The sequence below is a fragment of the Staphylococcus sp. ZWU0021 genome, from assembly GCF_000798895.1.
Taxonomy (GTDB): domain Bacteria; phylum Bacillota; class Bacilli; order Staphylococcales; family Staphylococcaceae; genus Staphylococcus; species Staphylococcus saprophyticus.
The window spans coordinates 12,772-39,003 of record NZ_JTLN01000021.1 but is presented as its reverse complement, the minus strand read 5'-3'; the positions used below and the strand labels follow the sequence as shown (position 1 = coordinate 39,003).

26 protein-coding genes are annotated in these 26,232 nt (G+C 34.3%); all 26 read left to right on the top strand.

Annotated features, from left to right (window positions below; all coding sequences use genetic code 11):
• Window positions 1-719: 719 nt before the first annotated feature.
• The 26 genes from L987_RS04965 to L987_RS04840 all read left to right on the top strand — a co-directional run bounded on the left by L987_RS04965 (window position 720) and on the right by L987_RS04840 (window position 26,214).
• Window positions 720-2,063, top strand: coding sequence for an aminotransferase class V-fold PLP-dependent enzyme (locus tag L987_RS04965; RefSeq protein WP_047503299.1), 1,344 nt, complete (start codon window positions 720-722; stop codon window positions 2,061-2,063).
• Between the two features lies 1 nt (window position 2,064).
• Entirely contained in the window at window positions 2,065-2,682 is a 618-nt protein-coding gene (gene tmk, locus L987_RS04960; RefSeq protein WP_011303882.1) for a dTMP kinase, read from the top strand.
• A 26-nt stretch (window positions 2,683-2,708) separates the two neighbouring features.
• On the top strand, window positions 2,709-3,038 hold the full coding sequence (locus tag L987_RS04955; RefSeq protein ID WP_002484220.1) for a cyclic-di-AMP receptor: 330 nt from the start codon (window positions 2,709-2,711) through the stop codon (window positions 3,036-3,038).
• A 134-nt stretch (window positions 3,039-3,172) separates the two neighbouring features.
• Window positions 3,173-4,099 carry a DNA polymerase III subunit gene (locus tag L987_RS04950; protein WP_047503300.1) on the top strand — a complete coding sequence of 309 codons (927 nt, stop codon included), beginning with the start codon at window positions 3,173-3,175 and terminating at the stop codon, window positions 4,097-4,099.
• A 2-nt stretch (window positions 4,100-4,101) separates the two neighbouring features.
• Complete coding sequence (locus L987_RS04945) at window positions 4,102-4,905, top strand: PSP1 domain-containing protein (RefSeq protein ID WP_002484218.1); 804 nt, start codon at window positions 4,102-4,104, stop codon at window positions 4,903-4,905.
• A 15-nt stretch (window positions 4,906-4,920) separates the two neighbouring features.
• The gene (gene yabA, locus L987_RS04940) at window positions 4,921-5,262 is read left to right on the top strand and encodes a DNA replication initiation control protein YabA (protein WP_011303880.1); all 342 of its coding nucleotides are present in this window, start codon (window positions 4,921-4,923) and stop codon (window positions 5,260-5,262) included.
• A gap of 119 nt (window positions 5,263-5,381) precedes the next feature.
• Entirely contained in the window at window positions 5,382-6,107 is a 726-nt protein-coding gene (locus L987_RS04935) for a tRNA1(Val) (adenine(37)-N6)-methyltransferase (protein ID WP_002484216.1), read from the top strand.
• Window positions 6,100-6,348, top strand: a complete 249-nt coding sequence (locus L987_RS04930) for a GIY-YIG nuclease family protein (RefSeq protein ID WP_011303879.1) — start codon at window positions 6,100-6,102, stop codon at window positions 6,346-6,348. The genes L987_RS04935 and L987_RS04930 overlap by 8 nt, the downstream gene beginning before the upstream one ends.
• Window positions 6,349-6,351: 3 nt before the next feature.
• On the top strand, window positions 6,352-7,188 hold the full coding sequence (gene rsmI, locus L987_RS04925; protein ID WP_047503297.1) for a 16S rRNA (cytidine(1402)-2'-O)-methyltransferase: 837 nt from the start codon (window positions 6,352-6,354) through the stop codon (window positions 7,186-7,188).
• 309 nt (window positions 7,189-7,497) lie between these two features.
• Complete coding sequence (gene metG, locus L987_RS04920) at window positions 7,498-9,474, top strand: methionine--tRNA ligase (RefSeq protein ID WP_011303878.1); 1,977 nt, start codon at window positions 7,498-7,500, stop codon at window positions 9,472-9,474.
• 26 nt (window positions 9,475-9,500) lie between these two features.
• A complete protein-coding gene (locus tag L987_RS04915; RefSeq protein ID WP_011303877.1) occupies window positions 9,501-10,274 on the top strand; it encodes a TatD family hydrolase in 774 nt (257 codons plus the stop codon).
• Window positions 10,275-10,410: 136 nt separating this feature from the next.
• Window positions 10,411-10,962 (top strand): ribonuclease M5, encoded by a 552-nt coding sequence (rnmV, locus tag L987_RS04910; protein WP_047503294.1) that lies wholly within the window; start codon window positions 10,411-10,413, stop codon window positions 10,960-10,962.
• Window positions 10,963-11,853 (top strand): 16S rRNA (adenine(1518)-N(6)/adenine(1519)-N(6))-dimethyltransferase RsmA, encoded by an 891-nt coding sequence (rsmA, locus tag L987_RS04905; RefSeq protein ID WP_047503292.1) that lies wholly within the window; start codon window positions 10,963-10,965, stop codon window positions 11,851-11,853. It abuts the gene before it with no gap.
• 99 nt (window positions 11,854-11,952) lie between these two features.
• A complete protein-coding gene (veg, locus tag L987_RS04900; RefSeq protein WP_002484209.1) occupies window positions 11,953-12,216 on the top strand; it encodes a biofilm formation stimulator Veg in 264 nt (87 codons plus the stop codon).
• Between the two features lie 348 nt (window positions 12,217-12,564).
• On the top strand, window positions 12,565-13,413 hold the full coding sequence (gene ispE, locus L987_RS04895; RefSeq protein WP_011303874.1) for a 4-(cytidine 5'-diphospho)-2-C-methyl-D-erythritol kinase: 849 nt from the start codon (window positions 12,565-12,567) through the stop codon (window positions 13,411-13,413).
• A gap of 19 nt (window positions 13,414-13,432) precedes the next feature.
• Entirely contained in the window at window positions 13,433-14,257 is an 825-nt protein-coding gene (purR, locus tag L987_RS04890) for a pur operon repressor (RefSeq protein ID WP_002484207.1), read from the top strand.
• Window positions 14,258-14,276: 19 nt separating this feature from the next.
• Window positions 14,277-14,651, top strand: a complete 375-nt coding sequence (locus L987_RS04885) for a RidA family protein (protein WP_002484206.1) — start codon at window positions 14,277-14,279, stop codon at window positions 14,649-14,651.
• A gap of 64 nt (window positions 14,652-14,715) precedes the next feature.
• Entirely contained in the window at window positions 14,716-15,021 is a 306-nt protein-coding gene (gene spoVG, locus L987_RS04880) for a septation regulator SpoVG (protein WP_047503288.1), read from the top strand.
• A 655-nt stretch (window positions 15,022-15,676) separates the two neighbouring features.
• Window positions 15,677-17,032: a bifunctional UDP-N-acetylglucosamine diphosphorylase/glucosamine-1-phosphate N-acetyltransferase GlmU gene (gene glmU / locus L987_RS04875; protein ID WP_047503285.1), complete on the top strand. Its 1,356-nt coding sequence runs from the start codon at window positions 15,677-15,679 to the stop codon at window positions 17,030-17,032.
• Window positions 17,033-17,179: 147 nt separating this feature from the next.
• Window positions 17,180-18,145, top strand: coding sequence for a ribose-phosphate diphosphokinase (locus tag L987_RS04870; protein ID WP_011303871.1), 966 nt, complete (start codon window positions 17,180-17,182; stop codon window positions 18,143-18,145).
• 130 nt (window positions 18,146-18,275) lie between these two features.
• Complete coding sequence (locus L987_RS04865; RefSeq protein ID WP_002484202.1) at window positions 18,276-18,941, top strand: 50S ribosomal protein L25/general stress protein Ctc; 666 nt, start codon at window positions 18,276-18,278, stop codon at window positions 18,939-18,941.
• A 192-nt stretch (window positions 18,942-19,133) separates the two neighbouring features.
• On the top strand, window positions 19,134-19,706 hold the full coding sequence (gene pth / locus L987_RS04860) for an aminoacyl-tRNA hydrolase (protein ID WP_002484201.1): 573 nt from the start codon (window positions 19,134-19,136) through the stop codon (window positions 19,704-19,706).
• Window positions 19,703-23,215 carry a transcription-repair coupling factor gene (gene mfd, locus L987_RS04855; RefSeq protein ID WP_047503283.1) on the top strand — a complete coding sequence of 1,171 codons (3,513 nt, stop codon included), beginning with the start codon at window positions 19,703-19,705 and terminating at the stop codon, window positions 23,213-23,215. The genes pth and mfd overlap by 4 nt, the downstream gene beginning before the upstream one ends.
• The gene (locus L987_RS04850; protein ID WP_047503281.1) at window positions 23,205-24,758 is read left to right on the top strand and encodes a polysaccharide biosynthesis protein; all 1,554 of its coding nucleotides are present in this window, start codon (window positions 23,205-23,207) and stop codon (window positions 24,756-24,758) included. The genes mfd and L987_RS04850 overlap by 11 nt, the downstream gene beginning before the upstream one ends.
• Window positions 24,758-25,954, top strand: a complete 1,197-nt coding sequence (locus L987_RS04845) for a MazG nucleotide pyrophosphohydrolase domain-containing protein (RefSeq protein WP_011303867.1) — start codon at window positions 24,758-24,760, stop codon at window positions 25,952-25,954. The genes L987_RS04850 and L987_RS04845 overlap by 1 nt, the downstream gene beginning before the upstream one ends.
• Window positions 25,951-26,214, top strand: coding sequence for an RNA-binding S4 domain-containing protein (locus L987_RS04840; RefSeq protein WP_002484197.1), 264 nt, complete (start codon window positions 25,951-25,953; stop codon window positions 26,212-26,214). The genes L987_RS04845 and L987_RS04840 overlap by 4 nt, the downstream gene beginning before the upstream one ends.
• The last annotated feature ends 18 nt before the right edge of the window (window positions 26,215-26,232 follow it).

Genomic DNA, 26,232 nt, shown 5'->3' with positions numbered 1-26,232 from the left:
ACGTTCCGCAAGAGTAGGACGTTGCCAGGCAATCAGAGACCCAAGCGGGTCTCTTTTTTTGTGTCAAAAAAGCTTAACTTCTAGTTCGAAGAACTGAAAAACCTAAAATAAGCTATTATGAGAAAGCGTTTGAAACTGACGAACTGAACAAAAGACGAAGCGAGCTTACAAGCGGTGTTGATTAAATGAACATACGAGTCAAAACTCGTATGTAAGAATAACTAAATCCAATAAATTGGAAAGTTATTCTTTATAGGAAAGCGTGAAAGTGAGAAAAGATGCGAGCGCTTGCCTCATGATAGAAAAAGCTCCTTAGCGCCGATGGTAGCCGACTTACGTTCCGCAAGAGTAGGCAGAGAGGAGCACATGAGCTAAAGCACATGTGTAAACGTCACTAACTCATTGAAATGAGAAGTGACGTTTTACAGGCAATCAGAGACCCAAGCGAGTCTCTTTTTTTGTGTCAAAAAAGCTTAACTTCTCCAGTTCGAAGAACTGAAAAACCTAAAATAAGCTATTATGAGAAAGCGTTTGAAACTGACGAACTGAACAAAAGACGAAGCGAGCTTACAAGCGGTGTTGATTAAATGAACATACGAGTCAAAACTCGTATGTAAGAATATTTAGTTGAATATAATGACTATAGAGAAGTCGCTAGGGACATGTTAAAATATAGGGACATATAAAATAGAATTTCAGTTTAAAAAGTAGGGGATTTAATGACATTACCATTAACAGATCGGCTCAATCATTTATTGAATAAGAAACCAATTTCCATGCATGTACCTGGCCATAAAAATATGACGATAGGCTATTTAAATGAGTTGAAAATGGAAATGGATATGACAGAAATTACAGGATTGGATGATTTGCATCAAGCTGAAGATGTTATTGGGCAAAGTATGCAACATATCAACAAGCATCCTGATTATGATGCTTACTTTTTAGTCAATGGAACGACATCCGGTATATTAGCAGTGATACAAAGCTTTGCTAAAGTAAAGGGAGAGTATATCATCGCAAGAAATGTACATAAATCTGTTTTTCATGCTTTGGATTTAGCGCGTGCTTCTAGTAAATTATTAAAAACGAGCGTAAGTAGTAAGACAAAACAGTATGTTGGTCCAGACGAAGTGTCACTAAAAACTCAGGTAGATAAAGCGAAATTAGCAGTTTTCACTTATCCTAATTATTATGGCGAGTGCTTTGATGTAGCGTCTACGATTAAGTATATGAAAGCATGTCAAATTCCTACATTAATAGATGAAGCTCATGGTGCGCATTTCAATTTAATGGGTTTTCCAAATTCTACATTGAATATGGGGGCGGATTATGTTGTGCAGTCTTATCATAAAACGTTGCCATCACTCACGATGAGTTCTATTATTTTTATACATAAAAAGGCGCCGTTACGTGAAGATATATTGAAATATTTAACTTACTTTCAATCTTCAAGTCCATCCTATCTTTTGATGAGTAGTTTAGAATTAGCACATGACTTTTATAAAAGCTATGATAGTAGTCTGTTTTTTGAAAAAAGATCACAGTTAATTAAAGTGTTAAAAGATAAAGGTATGCGTATTATTGATGTAGAAGATCCACTCAAATTGAATATTCAGTGTAATGGTTATACAGGAATCGAACTTCAAACACTTTTTGAAAACCAAGAGATTTATGTAGAGCTTGCGGATGACTATCAAGTTTTACTAGTCCTACCTTTATGGCATAAAGGGGATCAATTTCCATTTGATGATTTGTTAGCAAGAATAAGCGCAATAAATATAGAAACAAGAGTTGCGTTTGAAGTAACGGATGTACCCTTTTACAATGAAGAAGGTACGTATGATTATAGAGAAATAGATAAGGTTAAGAAGATAGATATAGATAAAGCATATAATAAAATATTGGCGACGCATTTAACTCCTTATCCTCCGGGTATTCCAATCATGCTAAGAGGAGAAATTATCACTAAAAATATGATAAAATTAATGAATTATTGGTGTAATCATCAAATTAGAGTTGAAGGTATGAAAGATAATAAAATAGAAATTAAGGATGAATAAGATGTCTGCATTTATAACTTTTGAAGGGCCGGAAGGTTCAGGTAAAACTACTGTGATACAACAAGTAGCACAAAAATTAGAAAATCAATACAGTGTTGTGCTCACAAGAGAGCCCGGTGGCGTAAAGACGGGAGAGCAAATTCGTGAGGTATTACTTGAGGGTGACGACATGGATGATCGTACAGAAGCATTATTATTTGCAGCTTCAAGACGAGAACATCTTGTGGGTAAAGTCATTCCATCTTTAGAAAATGGGAAATTAGTATTGTGTGATCGATATATAGATAGTTCTTTAGCATATCAGGGCTATGCACGGGGTATAGGAATAGAAGAAGTAAAGTCTATTAATGAATTTGCAATAAATGGTTTATACCCTGATATTACAATTTATTTAGATGTGAGTGTAGCTGTAGGTCGGGAACGTATTTTGAAAAATCAACGAAATCAAAATCGTCTTGATCAAGAAGATGTAAAATTTCACGAAAAAGTAGTTGAAGGATATAAAAAAATTATTCATAATGAGTCTGAACGCTTTATCGTGATAGAGGCAGATAGAAGCATAGATGAAGTTGTGAACGCAACATATGAATCTATAAGCAAATACTTAGAAAAATTATGATATAATACTGGGAAGAGGTGTTTAGTATGAAAATGATTATAGCAATTGTACAAGATCAAGATAGTCAAGAGCTTTCAGACAAACTTGTTAAACATAACTTTAGAGCAACGAAACTTGCAACAACCGGTGGATTTTTAAGAGCGGGTAATACAACATTCCTATCAGGTGTCGAAGATGACCGTGTAGACGAAATGTTGAAAGTGATTAATGACACTTGCGGTAATAGAGAACAACTTGTATCACCTATAACACCAATGGGTGGAAGTGCAGATTCTTATATACCTTACCCAGTTGAAGTAGAGGTTGGAGGAGCAACGGTATTTGTAATGCCTGTTGAAGCTTTCCATCAATTCTAGAATTATGGTTGCTATATATGGTAACCTTTCAAATTACATTTTTGTTTAGGACACATATAAGATGTTCTTAAGAAATGTGCTTTGTAAGGTAACTATGTATGAGCAGCCTTTTTATATAAAGGAGTAACTTTATGATGGATGAACAAGAAAGACTGACGAAAGCGTATCAATCAAACAAATTGTCGCATGCTTACTTATTTGAAGGCGATGATGGCCAAACAATGCAGCAAGTCGCTATTGATTTTACGAAACTTATTTTATGTAATGGAGATTATCAATGTCAGTTAAAGGTAGAAACATTTAATCATCCTGATTTTATGTATGTATCATCTGAAGAAACAACAATAAAAAAGGATCAAGTTGAACAATTAGTTCATCACATGAATCAACTTCCAATCGAAGGCGATTATAAAGTGTACATTATTGAATCTTTTGAGAAACTAACAGTTCAAGGCGAAAATAGCATTTTAAAGTTTTTAGAAGACCCTCCAGAAAACACAATAGCCATCTTATTAACTACAAAACCAGAACAAATTCTAGATACGATACATTCTAGATGCCAACATGTTTATTTTAAACCAATTGATAAAACCAAGTTTATTAATCGATTAGTTGAGCGAGAAATTACTAAACCAGTAGCTGAATTGTTAAGTACATATACAACGCAAATTGAAGTCGCTGTTACGCTTAATGAAGAAACCGATTTAATGGCTCTACGCAAGAGTGTTGTTAAATGGTGCCAATTATTGTTAACCAATCGTTCAATGGCTTTGATAGCTATTGTGGATTTATTAAAACAAGCTAAAAATAGAAAATTGCAGTTAGTGACATTAGCAGCAGTTAATGGTTTCTTTGAAGATGTCATGCATGCTAAAGTAGGTATGGATCAAGATATGATATATCATGATTTAAAGGAAGATATCAAAGCATTTTCGAAAAAACTAACATACAATCAAATTATTTTGATGTATGATCAAATAACAGAAGCACATAAAAAATTGAATCAAAATGTTAACCCGATGTTAGTATTTGAACAAATTGTAATAAAAGGGGTGAATTAATAATGCAAAATGTAGTCGGAATAGATTTTCAAAAATCAGGTAAAATGGAATATTATTCACCAAAGGGTTTTGATTTAGACGTTGGCGACTGGGTAGTCGTAGAATCAAAAAGAGGATTAGAAATGGGACGCGTGAAATATGCACCATTAGATGTTGCGGATCAAGATGTCACATTGCCATTAAAAGAAATTGTTCGTCTCGCTACAGAAGATGATTTGCTACAATATGAAAAAAATGAGTATGATGCGGATGAGGCAATGGCATTATGTAAAGAGACGATACAACAACACGAGTTAGAAATGAGATTGGTAAATTGTGAATACACACTAGATAAATCAAAAGTTATCTTCAATTTCACTTCTGATGAACGTGTCGATTTTCGAAAGTTAGTTAAAGTATTGGCGCAGAAGTTAAAAACACGTATTGAGTTAAGACAGATTGGTGTCAGAGACGAAGCTAAATTACTAGGTGGTATAGGGCCATGTGGCCGTTCACTGTGTTGTTCTACGTTTTTAGGTGATTTTGAACCAGTTTCTATTAAAATGGCAAAAGATCAAAATCTATCTCTCAACCCCACTAAAATATCTGGAGCCTGTGGTCGCCTAATGTGCTGTCTTAAATATGAAAATGATTATTATGAAGAAGCACGCGCGCAATTACCAGATGTCGGAGACGCTATTGAAACGCCTGAAGGTAATGGAAAAGTCATAGGTTTGAATATTTTAGATATTTCTATGCAAGTTAAAGTCGAGGGCCTAGAGCAGCCACTTGAATATAAAATGGAAGAATTAGAAACATTAAATTAGGAGGCTAATACAACATTGAATCGTAGCGACATATTTGAAAAATTAGCAAATCTAGAAGCCAATATAAACCAAATCAACAGTGATATGGGAAATTTAAAAAAACTTACCGTTGAAGTGATTGAAGAAAATGTCGCCTTACAAATAGAGAATGAAAATTTAAAAACTTTAATAGACAAAGAAGAAAAATCTAAAGCGGTTGAAAATGGGAAAAAGCTACCAAAGAAACAACCGCTACGTAGCAAAGATAATTTAGCAATGCTTTATAAAGAAGGTTTTCATATTTGTAATGGAGAATTATTCGGTAAACACAGAAAAGGTGACGATTGTTTATTTTGTCTTGAAGTATTAAGTGAATAATCGAACTGATTTAAATGGTTAATGTATAATGATGACATGTGATTGAGGATGAGGTGTAGCGATAGGCTTGATTATTAAGCATCGTTATCTCGTCCTCTTTTTTTAGGGAGGAAAGGGAAATGTTGTTAGAGAATGAGAGGTTAGACTATTTATTAAAAGAAAACCTTAGAATTATACAAAATGATAATGTATTTTCTTTTTCGACGGATGCGTTATTACTTGGTCACTTTACCAATGTGAAAAAGCGCGATAATATAATGGATTTGTGCTCTGGTAACGGCGTAATTCCTTTAGTATTATCGAATAAAGGGCAACAAATGATAGATGCTGTCGAAATTCAAGAGCAATTAGTAGACATGGCTAGAAGAAGTATTACATATAACCAACTAGAAGAGAGAATCCATATGTATCAAATGGACTTGAAAGAAGCACATAGATATTTCAAGCCGTCTCAATATGATTTAGTCACTTGTAATCCTCCTTATTTTAAAACAAATCAGCAGCACCAACATCAAATAGATGCGCATAAGATAGCGAGACATGAGATAATGTGTACATTAGCAGATTGTTGTTATGCTGCAAGGCATTTGTTAAAGCAAGGTGGTCGATTTATCATGGTTCATAGGGCGGAACGTCTAATGGATGTCTTAAGTCATATGAGAACTTATCAAATTGAACCTAAAAAAATTTATTTTATATACAGTAAACTGGATAAAGCGGCTCAAACGATTGTTGTTGAAGGTAGAAAAGGCGGGAATCAGGGCTTAGAAATTCAACCACCATTCTACATATATAACAAAGATGGCACTTATACCGAAGAAATGAGAGAAATATATTATGGATAAACATTATATATATATTGTTAAGTGTAAAGATGGCAGTCTATATACAGGATATGCAAAAGATATAGAAAAAAGAATTATCAAACATAATAATGGTCAAGGTGCCAAATATACAAAAATAAGACGTCCTGTACAATTAGTTTACCAAGAAATGTTTGATACCAAATCTGAAGCATTGAAACGTGAATATGAAATCAAGACATTTTCACGTCAAAAAAAACTTAAATTAATAAGTGAGGGATAGCTTATGTCAACGTTATATTTAGTAGGAACGCCCATCGGTAACTTAGCAGATATTACTTATCGTGCAGTAGATATATTACGGAATGTAGATTTGATAGCTTGTGAAGATACGAGGGTGACAAAAAAATTATGTGCGCATTATGAGATACAAGCACCACTCAAGTCCTATCATGATCACAACAAAGAACAACAAACAGATTATTTAATTGAACTATTACAAGGAGGTGTGGATATTGCACTCGTATCAGATGCAGGCTTACCACTTATTAGTGACCCGGGATATGAACTTGTTGTAGCTGCAAGAGAAAAACAAATTAGAGTAGAAACAGTACCTGGACCTAATGCGGGTTTAACTGCACTGATGGCAAGTGGGTTGCCTTCTTTTACTTATACATTTTTAGGATTTTTACCTAGAAAAGAAAAGCAAAAACATTCGATATTAGAACAGCGTATGTATGAAGATAGCACGTTGATTATTTATGAATCACCGCATCGTGTGAAAGATACCTTAAAAACAATTCTAAACATAGATGAAGCGCGTAAAGTATCAGTTGGAAGAGAACTTACTAAGAAGTTTGAACAAATTGTCACAGGCTATGTAAGCGAAGTGATTGAGCAACTTGAAGATGGAAATATTCCGTTGAAAGGTGAGTTCGTTGTCCTTGTTGAAGGTGATGAACATGCAGAGGATATTTCGTGGTTTGAGGATATGTCTATTAAAGAACATGTAACGTATCATATAAATCAAAATATGAAACCTAAAGCAGCTATAAAAGTTGTTGCGGAAGCACGTCATATGAAAACGAGCGAAGTATACGACATTTATCATGAGGTTAATTAATCATTTTATAAGTCTTCAAAAGAGACGTGAAAGTGACTTAATATAAAATCATATATAAACAATAAAAAAGAGTTGAAAAACTCCCATAACATGCGTGATTTATGGTAATGTAGATAAGATAGAGATTATTAACCATTATTAAATCATATCAATAAAAAAGTGGAAAAAACGCATATGAATCGTACACTATCCATATAATTCATTAATATGAAATGCATATAAAAACAGTACAGAAGCATACGTCTACTTTATTGAAAACAATATTAAATTTAGATATATTTATGATGTAAGAAACGAGGAGGAACATTGATGGCGAAAGAAACATTTTATATCACTACACCAATATATTATCCAAGTGGGAATTTACATATCGGTCATGCTTATACGACAACAGCTGGTGATGTAATCGCACGTTATAAAAGAATGCAAGGCTATGATGTTCGTTATTTAACGGGAACGGATGAACATGGACAAAAAATTCAAGAAAAAGCACAAAAAGCTGGGAAATCAGAAATCGAGTACCTTGATGAAATGATTGCTGGTATTAAAGATTTATGGGGAAAACTAGAGATTTCAAACGACGATTTTATACGTACAACAGAAATTAGACATAAAGAAGTTGTACAACAAATATTTGAACGTTTATTGGCTCAGGGAGATATTTATCTTGGTGAATATGAAGGTTGGTATTCTGTTCCGGATGAAACGTATTATACTGAAACACAATTAGTCGATCCAATTATGGAAAACGGAGTGATTGTTGGAGGTAAGAGTCCTGATTCTGGTCATGAAGTAGAATTAGTAAAAGAGGAAAGTTATTTCTTCAATTTATCTAAATATACAGACCGTTTATTAGAATTTTATGATGAAAATCCTGAATTTATTCAACCGCCTTCACGTAAAAATGAAATGATTAATAATTTCATTAAACCAGGACTTGAAGATTTGGCAGTATCAAGAACATCATTTGATTGGGGTATTCGTGTTCAATCAAATCCTAAGCATGTTGTTTATGTTTGGATAGATGCGCTTGTAAATTATATTTCTTCATTAGGTTATCTATCAGATGATGACAGTCTATTCAAGAAATATTGGCCTGCAGACATTCATATTATGGCTAAGGAAATTGTACGATTCCACTCTATTATATGGCCGATTTTATTAATGGCACTAGACATTCCATTACCTAAAAAAGTTTTCGCACATGGTTGGATACTTATGAAAGATGGGAAAATGAGTAAATCTAAAGGTAATGTTGTAGATCCTAACGTATTGATTAATCGTTACGGTTTGGACGCAACACGTTACTACTTAATGCGTGAATTACCATTTGGCTCTGACGGTGTATTTACACCAGAAGGATTTGTAGAACGTACAAATTATGACTTAGCAAATGACTTGGGTAACTTAGTTAATCGAACAATTTCAATGGTGAACAAATATTTTGATGGTGAACTACCAGCATATCAAGGTCCTAAACACGAATTAGATAAAGATATGGAACAAATGGCACTAGATACCGTCAAAACTTTCCATGAAAATATGGACGACTTACAATTCTCAGTAGCACTTTCAACTATATGGAAATTCATTAGTCGTACTAATAAATATATCGATGAAACGTCACCATGGGTTTTAGCTAAAGATGAGGATCAAAAAGAAATGCTTGGTAACGTAATGGCACACTTAGTAGAAAATATTCGTATTATTGCGGTATTATTAAGACCATTCCTTACACATGCACCAAAACAAATCTTCAGCCAATTAAATATTAATGCACCAGAACTTTTTGAATTAGAAAGTATTGAACAGTATGGCGCATTAACTGAACCGATTATGGTGAGTGGTAAACCCGAACCAATCTTCCCACGTTTGGATAGCGAGGTTGAAATTAGCTATATCAAGGAATCAATGCAACCAGACAAGATTGAAGAAGAAGTTGAGGAAGAGTTGCCTAGCAAAGCGCAAATTGATATCAAAGATTTTGATAAAGTAGAAATCAAGGCTGCAACAATTATTGACGCCGAGCAAGTGAAAAAATCTGATAAGTTATTAAAAATTCAAGTTGATTTGGATAGTGAACAACGTCAAATCGTTTCAGGTATTGCAAAATTCTATCAACCTGAAGATATTATTGGCAAAAAGGTAGCAGTTGTCACTAATTTAAAACCAGCTAAATTAATGGGTAGAAAATCAGAAGGTATGATACTTTCTGCTGAAAAAGATGGTGTACTTACACTTGTAAGCTTGCCTAGTGCAATTCCAAATGGTGCAATAATTAAATAATCACAAATTGAGGGAGCGGAATTAATATGCTAATCGATACACATGTTCATTTAAATGCAGATCAATATGATGAAGATTTAGAGGAAGTCATTGAACGCGCAAGAGAGAATGGTGTGGATCGTATGTTTGTTGTTGGTTTTGATACGCCGACAGTAGAACGTACGATGGAGCTCATTGACCAATATGAATTTATCTATGGCATTATTGGTTGGCACCCTGTAGATGCGATTGATTGTACTGAAGAGCGTTTAGAATGGATTGAAAAACTTGCAGCACACCCTAAAGTGATTGGCATTGGTGAAACCGGATTAGACTATCATTGGGATAAGTCGCCCAAAGATGTTCAACAAGCATTGTTTAGAAAGCAAATTGCATTAGCAAAACGCGTAAATTTACCAATTATCATTCATAATAGAGAAGCGACACAAGATTGTGTAAATATTCTTAAAGAAGAACACGCTGAAGAGATTGGTGGCATTATGCACAGCTTTAGCGCGTCACCTGAAATTGCTGACGATGTTATCAATAAATTGAATTTTTACGTATCATTAGGTGGTCCTGTTACATTTAAAAATGCAAAACAACCAAAAGAAGTTGCAAAGCATGTGCCTTTTGATAGACTGTTAGTTGAAACGGATGCACCATTCCTATCGCCACATCCCTATAGAGGCAAAAGAAACGAACCTGTCCGCGTAACATTAGTTGCGGAACAAATTGCTGAATTACGTGGTGTGAGTTACGAAGAAGTGTGTAAACAAACAACTGAAAACGCAGAACGATTGTTTAAATTAAAAGCATAATCATATTTCAAAAAGGTATCGGTCTGAGATAGAGCTTAGTTGATATAAGGCATACTAAGTGGTAATCACAATTAAAACCGATACCTTTTTTATTTTTATCTAAAATGAATTAAAGTAACGAAAGGTGAAGCAATAAATGAAAATAAATGAATTTATTGTAGTTGAAGGTAGAGATGACACTGAACGCGTAAAAAGAGCTGTTCAATGTGATACGATTGAAACAAATGGTAGCGCCATTAACGAATCAACGTTAAAGGTAATTGCACAAGCCTATGAAACAAGAGGTGTTATCGTATTAACTGACCCTGATTTCCCGGGTGATAAAATCCGCAACACGATACAAAAACAGATTCCCGGTGTGAAACATGCATATATTGATAAAGAAAAAGCTAAAAATAAACGTGGAAAAATTGGCGTAGAGCATGCACAATTAAGTGATATTAAAGAAGCTTTAATGAATGTGAGTACACCTTTTGAAGAAGGTCATGAATCAATAAGTAAAGATGTTTTAATCGATTTAGGATTAATCGTTGGTAAGGACGCACGTCATAAAAGAGAAAAGTTAGGTACCAAACTGCATATAGGCCATTCTAATGGTAAACAGTTAATCAATAAGTTGAATGCATTTGGCTATACAGAAGAAGATGTTAGGTCTGCTTTAAGTGATGAAGAAGGAAGTGAATCGTAAATGGATTATAAAGATATTGCCACACCAACACGTACGAAAGCTTTACTTAATCAATATGGCTTTAATTTTAAAAAAAGTCTCGGTCAAAACTTTTTAATTGATGTGAATATTATTCATAATATTATTGACGCAAGTGATATTGATGAACAGACAGGTATAATAGAAGTGGGTCCTGGTATGGGGTCATTGACAGAACAATTAGCAAAAAGTGCTAAAAAGGTTATGGCATTTGAAATAGACCAACGTTTAATACCTGTATTAAAAGATACGATGGGACCTTACGATAATGTAACCGTGATCAACGAAGATATACTTAAAGCAGATATCGCACATTATATAACAGAACACCTGACTGATTGTGAAAAGATTATGGTTGTCGCAAACTTACCGTATTATATTACGACGCCAATATTATTAAATTTAATGCAGCAGAAATTACCAATTGATGGCTATGTAGTCATGATGCAAAAAGAAGTTGGAGAACGACTTAATGCACAAGTTGGTACAAAAGCCTATGGCTCACTCTCAATCGTTGCACAATATTATACAGAAACAAGTAAAGTATTAACGGTGCCTAAATCAGTTTTTCTTCCGCCACCTAATGTAGATTCCATTGTTGTAAAATTGATGAAACGTCCAACACCTATCGTTGATATTGACGACGAAAATAAATTTTTCAAAATGACAAAAGCGGCATTTAGTCAAAGACGTAAAACAATCAATAATAATTACCAAAGCTTATTTGTAAACGGTAAAGTGAATAAAGAAAAAATATTGGAATGGTTAGAAGCGGCTGGCATCAATCCTCGAAGACGTGGAGAGACACTTTCAATAAAAGAATTTGCAAATTTATACAATGAATTGCAAAATTTCACAGAATTAGAATTTTAAATTATTGACAAGCGCGTCCGACATTGCTAAAATTGATATTTTATTTGACAAAAACCTCCATTTTGTGTTATTATACAACTTGTAGCGAGGTGGAGCAATATGCCAAAATCTATTGGAGACATCAAAAATTCACTTGATTGTCAATTAGGAAACAGAATTGTACTTAAAGCGAACGGTGGACGTAAAAAAACAATTGAACGTAGTGGTGTGTTAAAGGAAACTTACCCTTCTGTTTTTATTGTGGAACTAGATCAAGATATTTATAATTTTGAACGTGTGTCTTATACATACACTGACGTTTTAACTGAAAACGTACAAGTTTCTTTTGAAGATGATAATCATCAAGAAGCAATTGCACACTAAATAAAAGTAATTAAAGTCATGTTTGATTGTCAGAATCTTACTTTCACAATAGACTTTAATATTCGAACGATTGATATAAAAAGGTATGTTGGTGTATAACGCCGACATACCTTTTTTTTGATTTTTATACATATAAAAGAAAATTATTTTATCTAGTAAACACGTTATTGTAAAATAGTGAATTAAGAAATGATTTGATTTTTCGACATAGTTGAAAGTTTATTTTTAAATTTTTATTTATTTGTATTTTGGCGCAATATATTAACTTTTGAAAAAACCGACAACACAATGATAACAATATGTTAAAATCATTTTATTACCATATCGAAATTGAAAGAGGGTGGGAATATGATTTATGAAACTGCGCCAGCTAAAATTAACTTAACGTTGGACACACTCTTTAAACGAGATGATGGTTTTCATGAAGTTGAAATGATAATGACAACGATAGATTTAAACGATCGCTTATCATTTGAACTGCGTAAAGACAAAAAAATAGTTGTTGACGTAGAACAGACTTATGTTCCCTCCGATAATAAAAATTTGGCATATAAAGCTGCAGAACTAATGAAAAAGACCTATAATTTACAACAAGGTCTGACCATTACGATTGATAAAAACATACCCGTGTCAGCAGGGTTAGCAGGTGGATCGACAGATGCTGCAGCTACGATGAGAGGCATGAATCGTTTATATAAGTTAAATAGACCGTTAGAGGAACTATGTGCATTAGGCATACAAATTGGAACGGATATTCCTTTTTGTATATTAGGTAAGACTGCTTTGTGTAAAGGCAAGGGCGAAATAATCGAATATTTGGATAAACCGCCTTCTGCTTGGGTTGTGGTTGCTAAACCTGATTTAGGTATATCGTCACCAGATATATTTAAGAAATTAGATTTAACACAACCGCATACAGTGCATACTGAAGCATGTGAAAATGCTTTAATTTCTGGAGATTATGAACAATTATGTAAAAGTCTTTCAAATCGCTTGGAACCTGTTTCGGGAAAGATGCATGATGAAATATTAAAAATAAAAGCCAATATGTTAGAAAATGGTGCGGATGGTGCTGTTATGAGTGGTAGTGGCCCGACAGTTTATGCGTTAGCTAGGAAAGAGAGACAAGCAAGACACATATATAACGCGGTTAATGGTTGCTGCAATGAAGTACATATTGTAAGATTGTTAGGCTGAAAAAGAAGGGATGAAATGAATGCGCTATAAAAGAAGTGAACGTATTGTGTATATGACACAATACTTAATGAATAATCCAAACAAATTAATACCACTAACATATTTTGTACAAAAGTTTAAACAAGCTAAATCTTCAATTAGTGAAGATGTACAAATTATTAAAACAACTTTTCAAAAAGAAAAGCTTGGCACGGTTATTACTACGGCAGGTGCTAGCGGTGGTGTGACCTATAAACCAGAAATGAGTAAAGCGGAAGCGACGGAAGTGATTGATGATGTTATTGCTCAACTTCAGGAGAAAGATCGTTTATTACCAGGTGGATATTTATTCTTATCCGATTTAATGGGGAATCCTACTTTACTTAATCGTGTTGGTAAATTAATTGCAACACTGTATATGGATGAAGAGATAGATGCCATTGTAACGATTGCAACTAAGGGGATCTCATTAGCCAATGCAGTAGCGAATGTATTGAACTTGCCAGTAGTTGTTATTAGAAAAGATAATAAGGTTACTGAGGGATCAACAGTTTCTATTAACTATGTCTCAGGCTCATCTAGAAAAATTGAAACGATGGTGCTTTCTAAGAGAACATTACCAGAAAATTCTAACGTGCTCGTGGTTGACGATTTTATGCGTGCTGGAGGTTCAATCAATGGTGTTATGAATTTGATGAATGAGTTTAAAGCTCATGTTAAAGGGGTATCTGTACTAGTAGAATCAAAAGAAGTTAAGCAAAGATTAATTGAAGATTATACATCCTTAGTTAAACTATCTGATGTAGATGAATACAATCAGGAGTTTAAGGTGGAACAAGGCAATAGTTTAACTAAATTTTCTTAAAAGGAGCGATTTCGACATCATGAAAGTTATTAATACTGAAAAGGCACCTGAAGCATTAGGGCCATATTCGCATGCAACAGAAATTAATGGACTTGTGTTCACATCAGGACAAATTCCTCTAAATTTAGAAGGACAAATTGTTAGCGATGATGTAAAAGAGCAAACGAAACAAGTCTTAGAAAATTTAAAAGTTGTGTTAGACCAAGCTGGATCAGATTTAGATTCAGTAATTAAAGCTACTATTTTCATTGCTGATATGAATGAATTTCAAAATATAAATGAAATTTATGGCAAATACTTTAGTAATCATCAACCAGCGAGAAGTTGTGTTGAAGTGGCAAGATTGCCGAAAGATGTTAAAGTTGAAATAGAGTTAATTGCAAAAGTGAAATAAGGATTTATAATTTTTAATAAAATTGTTAAGCTTCTAACAAAGAGATACTAGGGGGGCTCACTACATGAAAGTGACAGATGTAAGACTTAGAAAGATACAAACAGATGGAAGAATGAAAGCGCTTGTTTCAATTACATTAGACGAGTCATTTGTTGTACATGACTTACGCGTAATTGAAGGCAACACAGGTCTATTCGTCGCAATGCCGAGTAAACGTACACCAGATGGTGAATTCCGAGACATTGCTCATCCAATTAACTCAGAAATGAGACAAGAAATACAGGATGCAGTAATGAAAGTATATGAAGAGACTGATGAAGTCATCCCTGACAGAAATGCGCAATCATCAGACGGTTCTGAAGAAGCTTAAATAAAATACGTTCAGCTATTTGAGGGAAAATAGTTGTTATATACACGACCGAATAGGGCGGAAAATTTATTTTCAAAATGATTTTTTTGCTCTATTTTATTAGATGTGACTATTTAAATGGATAACTTAGCTAAAGTGATGCATAAGTGTGACTGATTTTTTATGTGAATATGCAGTACTTTATGGAAAAGTTATTTTATAATTTCGATATAGTCATTTAACGTCTAATTGATATAAACCAGACCGAAACATATATGTTCGGTCTGGTTTTTTGCATATTTATCGCTTTAAAAATAAAAAGTGTTGATTTTAAAAAGGTGACAGAAATGATTTGTTTTAGGGAATGGAAAATAAATGGGAATAAAATGAATATTGGTTAATTTTAAATAATATAAAAATAAGAAATACAAGTGTGATTATGTTGATATTTTCGTAAATAAAAAATTATATTATATTAGAGATATTATAGATTTCGCATAAAATTTGAAGCGTTTCCATAGCTATTCAATGATGACAAATAGGGTTATGCAATTTTTTAATATTAGTAATAAAAATATTTTTATTATATAACATTGGTGCTTTGAGCCTTGAAAGTGTGACTAGCGTTAAATTATAATAGGTAAGAAGTGTATATTTTAATGGAGGGTTAACATACATGCAAAGACATGCAATAGTACTTGCAGCAGGCAAAGGTACACGTATGAAATCAAAGAAATACAAAGTACTTCATGATGTAGCAGGTAAAACGATGATCGAACATGTTGCAGATAATGTGAAGCAATCTGGAATAGATCAGCTTGTTACCATTGTTGGACACGGTGCAGATAGTGTCAAAGAGACACTTGGAGACACATCGCTTTATAGTTTTCAAGAAGAACAATTAGGTACAGCACATGCTGTTAAAATGGCAAGTGAGCATTTAAGTGAAAGTCAAGGGACGACGTTAGTGGTTTGTGGAGACACGCCATTGATTACGACAGCAACATTGAAATCATTGGTTGAACATCACGAGAACAATCAAGCACATGCAACAGTTTTATCAGCGACAGCAGAAAATCCATTCGGTTATGGACGTATTTTACGTGACTCAGAAGGACGTTTGGTGAGTATTGTTGAGCAAAAAGATGCAACAGATGCAGAGCAACAAATTAATGAAATTAGTTCAGGTATTTTTGCGTTTGATAATCAAGTCCTATTCGAAAAACTAGAATTAGTCAAAAATGACAACGCACAGAGCGAATATTACTTGCCTGATGTACTTTCTTTAATTTTAGAAGATCATGGTATTGTTGAAGTTTTCCATACGAATGATTTTGAGGAAATCATGGGCGTGAATGATAGAGTAATGCTTAGCGAAGCTGAAAAAGCTTTTAGAAAACGCATTAACGAACAGCATATGAAGAACGGTGTAACACTTATTGACCCTGCGACGACTTATATCGGAGCTGATGTTAGAATTGGTGAAGATACAGTAGTTGAGCCTGGTGTGAAACTCTCTGGCAATAGCGTGATTGGTGAAGATACTGTTATTGGACAATATACGGAAATTACGAATAGTAAAATAGGTTCAAATGTCACAATTAAACAATCTGTCATTAATGAAGCGATAGTGGATGATTATGCTACGATTGGTCCGTTTGCACAACTTCGTCCAGGTGCAGATTTAGGTAAAAAAGTAAAAGTTGGTAACTTTGTTGAAGTTAAAAAATCAGTGGTGAAAGCAGGAGCCAAATTACCTCACTTAAGTTATATTGGTGATGCTGAAATAGGTGAAAGAACGAATGTTGGATGTGGTTCTATTACAGTTAACTATGATGGGATTAATAAATTTAAGACGGTCATTGGTGATGATTCCTTTATCGGATGTAATACGAATCTCGTTGCACCTATTACTTTAGGTAATCGTTCATTTATAGCCGCAGGATCAACAATCACTGATAATGTACCAGAAGACAGTTTAGCGTTAGCGAGAGCTAGACAAACGACTAAAGAAGGTTATTTGAAAAAATAAACACAAATGTTTAGACAAGCTTACTTAAACTGTTAAAATCAATATAGTTAAAGATAATCATAACAATTATTTATGTTGCTGAGCGATATAAGTTTTGCCTTGTCTACAAACCAAAACGAATTGAAAGAATTAATTGGAGGACTATAAATGTTAAACAATGAGTATAAGAATTCTGCTTTGAAAATATTTTCTTTGAAGGGTAATGAACCGTTAGCCCAGGAAGTGGCAGATCATGTTGGAATTGAATTAGGGAAATGTTCTGTAAAACGTTTCAGTGATGGAGAAATTCAAATCAATATTGAAGAAAGTATTCGTGGTTGTGATGTTTTTATTATTCAACCAACATCAAATCCAGTAAATTTACATTTAATGGAATTGTTAATCATGATAGATGCTTGTAGACGTGCTTCAGCAGCGAACATTAATATCGTTGTTCCATATTATGGCTATGCACGCCAAGACAGAAAAGCACGCAGTCGTGAACCAATCACAGCAAAACTTGTTGCAAACTTAATTGAAACTGCTGGCGCAGACCGCATGATTGCATTGGATTTACATGCACCTCAAATACAAGGTTTCTTCGATATGCCAATTGACCATTTAATGGGTGTACCGATTTTAGCGCAATACTTTAAAAATGAGACAGATATCGACCCTGAAGAGTGTGTTGTTGTATCACCAGACCACGGTGGGGTGACAAGAGCTCGTAAACTTGCAGATATACTTAAAACACCAATCGCGATTATAGATAAACGTCGTCCGAAACCAAATGTTGCAGAAGTGATGAATATTGTTGGTGAAATTGAAGGTCGAACAGCAATTATTATTGACGATATTATAGATACGGCTGGTACGATTACTTTGGCTGCCCAAGCGTTAAAAGACAAAGGTGCGAAAGATGTTTATGCTTGTTGTACGCATCCCGTACTATCAGGTCCTGCAAAAGAACGTATTGAAAACTCAGCGATTAAAGAACTTGTAGTTACAAACTCCATTCAATTAGATGAAAAACGTAAACCAGAGAATACTAAAGAATTATCAGTAGCAGGGTTATTGGCTCAAGCAATTATACGTGTATATGAACGCGAATCAGTTAGTGTGCTATTTGACTAATAGCCTTTAACAATGTATAATGATTTCGTTCGTGAAATATCACGATAAATAAACATTTGCAAGCAACAGATTGTTGATGGGCAAATGAGGAGCTCTTAGATAGAGCATTTATGAAAGGTGGAAACTGAATATGGCTTCATTAAAGTCAATTATTCGTCAAGGTAAACAAACGCGTTCAGACCTTAAAACACTAAGAAACACTGGTAAAGTACCAGCAATCGTTTATGGATACGGTACAAAAAATACTTCAGTTAAAGTAGACGAAGTAGAATTTATCAAAGTTATCCGTGAAGTTGGACGTAACGGTGTAATCGAATTAGGCGTAGGTTCTAAAACAATTAAAGTAATGGTTTCAGACTACCAATTCGACCCACTTAAAAACCAAATCACTCATATTGACTTCTTAGCAATCAATATGACTGAAGAACGTACTGTAGAAGTACCAGTTCAATTAGTTGGTGAAGCTGTAGGAACTAAAGAGGGCGGCGTTGTTGAACAACCATTATTCAACCTTGAAGTTACAGCTACTCCAGATAACATCCCTGAATCAATCGAAGTTGATATCAGTGAATTAGAAATAAATGATAGTCTTTCTGTTGAAGATATCAAAGTTTCTGGTGATTTCACTATTGAAAACGAAGCTAGTGATTCAATCGTAACAGTAGTTCCTCCAACTGAAGAACCTACTGAAGAAGAAATCGAAGCAATGGAAGGCGAAGCAGCTACTGAAGAGCCAGAAGTTGTAGGCGAAGAAAAAGAAGATGAAAGTGACGAAGACCAAAAAGAAGAAGAATAATCTTTCTCTTTGAGTTGATGTCATGTGTTGATGTATCAACGCAATATTATCTTATAAAAAGCACCATGCTTAATACGTTAAGCGGGTGCTTTTTTATGTTATTATAGTGAATGATACAAAATACATAACTTGTAAAGCATATAATTTATATAAATATTAGATAATGAGCATACAGCGAGTGGAGGTAACGTAATGAAATGTATTGTAGGCCTAGGCAACATAGGTAAACGCTTCGAACAAACAAGGCATAATATTGGCTTTGAAGTCATAGATTTTATGTTAGAGCAAAATAGATTTTCTTTAGATAAACAAAAATTTAAAGGTGCGTACACAATAGAGCGTTTAGCTGGAGAAAAAGTAATGTTCATAGAACCTATGACAATGATGAATTTGTCAGGTGAGGCAGTGGCACCTTTGATGAAATACTATGACATTGATATAGAGGATTTAATTGTCTTATATGATGATTTAGATTTACCTCAGGGTGAAATTAGACTCAGACAAAAAGGTAGTGCTGGTGGACACAATGGCATGAAATCCATTATTCAAATGTTAGGAACAGACCAGTTCAAACGAATTAGAATCGGCGTTGATCGACCTTCAAATGGCATGGCCATCGTAGACTATGTCTTGCAAAAATTTTCAAATCAAGAAATGGAAACGATGAATAAAGTAATAGAACATTCTGCACGAGCGATCGAAGCTTATATAGAAAGTAATCGATTTGACCGTGTAATGAATGAATATAATGGTGAGATTAAGTGAAATCAATAATTACAGAATATATAAATGAAGACAAACGATACCAAGAGTTAAACGAAGTATTTGGTAAAGAAAATGTTTTAGTAACCGGACTATCTGGTGCCGCAAAAGCAACGATTATAGCTGAAAAATATTTGAATAGTGAGCAGCAACTACTTGTTGTTACAAACAATCTTTATCAAGCAGATAAGTTAGAAAGTGACTTACTGCAATTTGTAGAAGATAGTGAAATATATAAATATCCGATGCAGGATATTATGACAGAAGAATTTTCAACACAAAGCCCTCAATTTATGAGTGAACGCGTGCGAACATTAACGGCACTTGCTCAAGAAGAGAGAGGGTTATTTATCGTACCTTTAAACGGATTGAAAAAATGGCTCACGCCGGTAGATATGTGGAAATCGCATCAATTAACGCTAAATGTAGGCGACGATATCGACATTGACGAATTTTTAAATAAGCTTGTAAATATGGGATATCGTAGAGAAAGTGTCGTGTCACATATAGGCGAATTTTCATTACGTGGTGGGATTGTAGATATCTACCCATTAATTGGTAAGCCAGTACGTATTGAATTTTTCGATACTGAAGTAGACTCTATACGTGATTTTGATGTAGAATCTCAACGTTCTGAAGGCAATATCGAACATGTTCATATCACAACTGCTAGTGACTATATCATTACCGAAGATGTGCTTAAACATACAAAGCATAAACTAAAGCAAGCATATGAAGACACACGTCCAAAAATTGAAAAGTCTGTGCGAAATGAATTAAAAGAAACTTATGAAAGTTTTCAATTATTCGAAGCAGAAATGTTTGATCATCAAGTGCTTCGTAGACTAGTAGCATTTATGTATGAACAGCCAGCAACGATTATGGATTACTTTAAAGAGGATGCCATTATTGCTGTAGATGAATATAATAGAATTAAAGAAACTGAAACAACTCTTGTAACTGAAATAGATGAATTTATGCAAAATTTAATTGAAAGTGGAAAAGGTTTTATTGATCAAAGTTTTCTACAATATGAAGGTTTTGAAAATTTATTAAAACCGTTTGCGGTTACCTACTTTACATTGTTTACAGCAACGATGCCTGTTCAATTAAATGAAATCATTAAATTTTCATGTAAACCAGTACAACAGTTTTATGGACAGTATGATATTATGCGTTCTGAATTCCAAAGATTTATTCAAAATGATTACACGATTGTTGTACTTGCAGAAACGGAAACGAAAAAAGAACGCATTCAATCTATGCTAAATGAAATGCATATACCTACCTTTATTGATACACCAAGTCGTCGAAATGAAGGTGGCAGTGCCATTATTACAGAAGGTAGTTTGTCAGAAGGTTTTGAGCTACCTTACATGCAATTAGTTGTTGTCACAGAGAGAGAATTATTTAAATCAAAACAAAAGAAAAAAACAAAACAGCATAAAACGTTAACGAACGCTGAAAAAATCAAATCTTACCAAGACTTGAAAGTTGGCGATTATGTCGTTCATGTCCATCATGGTGTTGGTAGATATTTAGGTGTTGAAACACTTGAAGTAGGTGGCGTGCATAAAGATTATATTAAATTACAATATAAAGGCACCGACCAGTTATTTGTTCCCGTTGATCAGATGGATCAAGTGCAAAAATATGTTGCGTCAGAAGACAAATCTCCTAAGTTGAATAAGCTTGGCGGAACAGAATGGAAAAAAACAAAAGCCAAAGTACAACAAAGTGTTGAAGATATGGCTGATGAATTGATAGAGCTATATAAAGCACGTGAAATGTCTGTGGGATATAAATTTGGACCTGATACAGCAGAACAAAATGATTTTGAAATTGATTTTCCATACGAACTTACACCCGACCAAAGTAAATCAATAGAAGAAATCAAACAGGATATGGAAATTGAGCGTCCTATGGATAGATTACTATGTGGTGATGTAGGTTACGGTAAGACAGAGGTTGCTGTACGTGCAGCATTTAAAGCAGTTATGGAAGGTAAACAAGTAGCATTTCTTGTGCCGACGACGATACTTGCACAACAACACTATGAAACGTTGATAGAGCGTATGCAAGACTTTCCGATAGAAGTACAACTCATAAGTAGATTTAGAACTACAAAAGAAGTTAAAGAAACGAAAGAAGGACTAAAGTCAGGATTCGTTGATATCGTTGTAGGAACACATAAATTGTTAGGTAAAGATATTCAGTATAAAGATTTAGGCTTGCTTATAGTAGATGAGGAACAACGTTTTGGTGTACGTCACAAAGAGCGTATTAAATCACTGAAGAACAATGTAGATGTACTCACATTAACAGCGACACCTATTCCACGTACATTGCATATGAGTATGCTAGGTGTGAGAGATTTATCCGTTATAGAAACACCACCAGAGAACCGCTTCCCAGTACAAACTTATGTTTTAGAGCAAAATACGAATTTTATAAAAGAGGCATTGGAACGGGAACTATCAAGAGATGGCCAAGTATTTTACCTATACAATAAAGTGCAATCTATTTACGAGAAAAGAGAACAGCTGCAAATGCTTATGCCTGACGCGAATATCGGTGTAGCACATGGTCAAATGAATGAACGTGATTTAGAGGAAACGATGCTCAGCTTTATTAACCATGAATATGACATCATTGTTACTACAACAATTATAGAAACGGGCGTCGATGTACCAAATGCTAACACGCTGATTATTGAAGACGCTGATCGTTTCGGACTCAGCCAATTGTATCAATTAAGAGGACGTGTAGGACGTTCAAGTCGTATAGGTTATGCTTATTTCTTACATCCTACCAATAAAGTGTTGTCTGAAACTGCTGAGGACCGCTTACAAGCGATAAAAGAATTCACTGAACTAGGTTCAGGTTTTAAAATTGCCATGCGAGATTTAAATATTCGTGGTGCAGGTAATTTATTAGGTAAACAACAACACGGTTTCATTGACTCTGTTGGTTTCGATTTATATTCTCAAATGTTGGAAGAAGCAGTTAATGAAAAACGTGGCGTAAAAGCAGAAAAACAAGATGCACCTGAGATTGAAATAGAACTTAATATCGATGCTTATTTACCAGCTGAATATATACCAAATGAACAATCTAAAATTGAAATCTATAAAAAATTGCGTAAAATTGAAAGTGAAACACAATTAATGGATGTTAAAGATGAATTGATCGATCGCTTCAATGACTATCCAATAGAAGTAGAAAGATTATTAGAAATGATGGAAATTAAAGTTCATGCGTTACACGCAGGTGTGACGTTAATCAAAGATGTTGGTAAGCAAGTAGAAGTCTACCTGTCAGAAAAAGGTACAACAGATATCAATGGTGAAACATTATTTAAACAGACACAGCCACTTGGTCGTACGATGAAAGTCGGAGTTCAAGAAGGCAAAATGAAAGTAACGTTAAATAAAACAGGTAACTGGTTAGACAGTCTAAAATTCCTAACGAAAAGTTTAGAAGAAAGTATGGTTATAACTGATGAAATCTAAAACGGATAAGTCATCTGCTTTTAACGGAGTAGTTGTGCTTACATTAGCACTCATCATAGTTAAAATATTAAGTGCAATCTATCGAGTACCTTATCAAAATATCTTAGGTGACGAAGGACTGTATGCGTATCAACAAGTTTATCCAATTGTTGCTTTAGGTGTTATTTTGACAATGAATGCCATACCGAGTGCTGTTACTCAAATGTTTGGATCAGACGGTCATCCTCGCCAATATATGAAGGTTTTAGTCGGATTGCAGATTGTCAGTACTAGTTTTTTCTTAGTTTTGTTAATCTGTGCAAAATGGATTGCTGCCTTAATGGGTGATGTTAACCTCGCACCAATGTTAAGCGCATCGAGTTTTAGTTTCTTATTTGTTAGTATATTGGGTATTTATAGAGGCTACTATCAAGCGCATCAAAATATGAATATACCTGCAATTTCCCAGGTTATAGAACAGTTTGTTCGTGTTGGCATTATCATTATCGCCATTGTTCTATTTATGACACAACAATGGTCACTGTATGCGGCTGGGACATTGGCGATTATTGGTTCAGCTTTTGGATTTTTAGCATCTAGTATATATCTTGTGTTGAAACGACCTTTCAAATTAACCGCATTTAAAGCGCAAAATATTGAACGTAATAAGGTTGTTGCATGGCGACAATTGGCATTAGCCATTGTGATTTTTGCTGTAAGTCAACTTATTGTGATTGTATGGCAAGTTGTGGATAGCTTTACCGTTATCCATGCTTTGCGGAATACAGGATTGAGTTTTCAAGAATCTACAACGCAAAAAGGCATTTATGATCGTGGTGCATCTTTTATTCAAATGGGGTTAATCGTCACTACCACATTTTGTTTTGTCCTTATTCCATTGCTGACAGATGCGATTAAAGTTAAGAATCATGTACTTATCAATAGATATGCGAATGCTTCTATTAAAATTACTATGCTATTTAGCATTGCTGCGGGTATCGGTTTGATTAATTTACTACCTATCATGAACCATGTATTTTTTAAAAATGATAGCCAAACGGGAACTTTAGCAGTGTATATGCTAACCGTTATATTTGTATCTTTAATTATGATGGATATTGCATTGTTACAAGTGAAGAATCAAGTGCGATCTATATTTCAAGCGTTTATTACTGGTGTAGTGAGTAAAGCGATTTTAAATGTAGTATTGATACCGCCATTTTTCATGTTAGGTGGTAGTTTAAGCACAGTGTTATCATTAATCTTATTTGCTGCCATTTTGCATTATCACGTATTGAAACATTATCAATTCCGTAATATGAAAAAATATGTCGCAAAGTTAATTTTTACAATGCTGATATTATCCGTTGCCGTTCAACTAACAATGTGGTTACTTCCTACACAGGGACGCGTCGCAGGTATTGTTGAATTGGTCGTTGCTGCAGGTGTAGGCGTTATCGTCATCATCATTGCAATTGTTCGTACTGAGCTATTAAGTTTTAAAGAGTTAAAGCATTTACCATTGGGTGATAAACTCATCCATATGAAAAGAGGGAAACGATAATGACTGGAAAAATTATAATTGTTGGATTGGGTAATTATGGCATTGATGAATTACCCTTTGGAGTATATAAATTTTTGAAGCAGCACCCCTTCGTTTATACGCGTACGTTAGATCATCCAGTTATAGAAATATTGACTTCTGAGGGTATCGTATTTCAAAGTTTTGATGAAGTTTATGAATCAAATAGTGGGTTTAATGAGGTTTATGAAGACATTGTATCTCAACTTATGACTAAAGCACGAAATTCAGACACAGATATCGTCTATACAGTTCCGGGGCACCCTCGCGTTGCTGAGACAACCACTGTTAAGTTAGAGGCTCATGCGCAACAAGATGATATTGAAATTAAAGTCTTAGGGGGCAAAAGTTTCATTGATGATATCTTTGAAGCGGTTAAAGTTGACCCTAATGATGGCTTTACATTACTTGATGCTACTTCTTTAAGCAGCGAACAGTTGAATATTCGAACGCACACACTGATTACTCAAGTGTTTAGTTCCATGACTGCTGGAGATTTAAAAGTCACATTGATGTCGCGTTACGATGATGAACAAATTGTATTCATTATTGATGGTGCGCATGCTAGCGGTGCCAATGTCATTGAAACACCCTTATACGAATTAGATCACTATCCAGACATTTTCAGCAACTTAACCAGTGTATTTATTAAGCGTGTTGAAAATGATGCCACATATATGAGTGATTTTGACTATGCGACAGGAATTATCGACAGACTTGTAGATGATGAAATTGGATGTCCTTGGGATAAAATTCAAACACACCAAACGTTAAAACGTTATTTACTGGAAGAAACGTTTGAATTGTTTGAAGCGATAGATAATGAAGATGATTGGCATATGATTGAAGAACTTGGTGACATATTATTACAAGTGTTATTACATGCAAGTATTGGTAAAAAAGAAGGCTATTTTGATATAAATGAAGTAGTACAAAGTTTATCCGAAAAAATGATACGCAGACATCCACACATTTTTGGAGAGGCGCATGCAGAAACTGAAGAAGATTTAAAACACATTTGGGCAGACGCCAAAGCAAAAGAAGGAAAAGTCCAACGCGTGAAATTCGAAAAAGTGTTTGCAGAGCATTTCATGAAGTTGTATGATAAAACAAAAAATATGTCGCTAGATGAAGCTGCTTTAAAAGATTATTTAGAGCAAGGAGGAGATAAATCATGAGACTGGATAAATATTTAAAAGTATCAAGACTGGTAAAACGTCGTACATTAGCGAAAGAAATTAGTGACCAAGGTCGTATCACTGTAAATGGTTCAGTTGCTAAAGCTGGAACAGATGTTAAAGTAACGGACGAACTTGTCATTCGTTTTGGACAAAAAATTGTAACAATAAATGTTACAGGGTTAAGTGAACATGCAACTAAAGAAAACGCAAAAGGCATGTATGAGATTGTTAAAGAAGAAAAAGTTGGCGGAGAATAATAGAGGAGGTGGCAAGCA

Coding starts and splice junctions, on each gene's coding strand:
- L987_RS04885 (WP_002484206.1), top strand. CDS start 14,277: ATGAAAGTTATTAATACTGAAAAGGCACCTGAAGCATTAGGGCCATAT.
- L987_RS04870 (WP_011303871.1), top strand. CDS start 17,180: ATGTTAAACAATGAGTATAAGAATTCTGCTTTGAAAATATTTTCTTTG.
- L987_RS04935 (WP_002484216.1), top strand. CDS start 5,382: ATGTTGTTAGAGAATGAGAGGTTAGACTATTTATTAAAAGAAAACCTT.
- L987_RS04840 (WP_002484197.1), top strand. CDS start 25,951: ATGAGACTGGATAAATATTTAAAAGTATCAAGACTGGTAAAACGTCGT.
- spoVG (WP_047503288.1), top strand. CDS start 14,716: ATGAAAGTGACAGATGTAAGACTTAGAAAGATACAAACAGATGGAAGA.
- glmU (WP_047503285.1), top strand. CDS start 15,677: ATGCAAAGACATGCAATAGTACTTGCAGCAGGCAAAGGTACACGTATG.
- rnmV (WP_047503294.1), top strand. CDS start 10,411: ATGAAAATAAATGAATTTATTGTAGTTGAAGGTAGAGATGACACTGAA.
- tmk (WP_011303882.1), top strand. CDS start 2,065: ATGTCTGCATTTATAACTTTTGAAGGGCCGGAAGGTTCAGGTAAAACT.
- L987_RS04945 (WP_002484218.1), top strand. CDS start 4,102: ATGCAAAATGTAGTCGGAATAGATTTTCAAAAATCAGGTAAAATGGAA.
- L987_RS04865 (WP_002484202.1), top strand. CDS start 18,276: ATGGCTTCATTAAAGTCAATTATTCGTCAAGGTAAACAAACGCGTTCA.
- rsmI (WP_047503297.1), top strand. CDS start 6,352: ATGTCAACGTTATATTTAGTAGGAACGCCCATCGGTAACTTAGCAGAT.
- L987_RS04850 (WP_047503281.1), top strand. CDS start 23,205: ATGAAATCTAAAACGGATAAGTCATCTGCTTTTAACGGAGTAGTTGTG.
- L987_RS04930 (WP_011303879.1), top strand. CDS start 6,100: ATGGATAAACATTATATATATATTGTTAAGTGTAAAGATGGCAGTCTA.
- purR (WP_002484207.1), top strand. CDS start 13,433: ATGCGCTATAAAAGAAGTGAACGTATTGTGTATATGACACAATACTTA.
- pth (WP_002484201.1), top strand. CDS start 19,134: ATGAAATGTATTGTAGGCCTAGGCAACATAGGTAAACGCTTCGAACAA.
- L987_RS04965 (WP_047503299.1), top strand. CDS start 720: ATGACATTACCATTAACAGATCGGCTCAATCATTTATTGAATAAGAAA.
- rsmA (WP_047503292.1), top strand. CDS start 10,963: ATGGATTATAAAGATATTGCCACACCAACACGTACGAAAGCTTTACTT.
- L987_RS04955 (WP_002484220.1), top strand. CDS start 2,709: ATGAAAATGATTATAGCAATTGTACAAGATCAAGATAGTCAAGAGCTT.
- L987_RS04950 (WP_047503300.1), top strand. CDS start 3,173: ATGGATGAACAAGAAAGACTGACGAAAGCGTATCAATCAAACAAATTG.
- metG (WP_011303878.1), top strand. CDS start 7,498: ATGGCGAAAGAAACATTTTATATCACTACACCAATATATTATCCAAGT.
- ispE (WP_011303874.1), top strand. CDS start 12,565: ATGATTTATGAAACTGCGCCAGCTAAAATTAACTTAACGTTGGACACA.
- L987_RS04845 (WP_011303867.1), top strand. CDS start 24,758: ATGACTGGAAAAATTATAATTGTTGGATTGGGTAATTATGGCATTGAT.
- veg (WP_002484209.1), top strand. CDS start 11,953: ATGCCAAAATCTATTGGAGACATCAAAAATTCACTTGATTGTCAATTA.
- L987_RS04915 (WP_011303877.1), top strand. CDS start 9,501: ATGCTAATCGATACACATGTTCATTTAAATGCAGATCAATATGATGAA.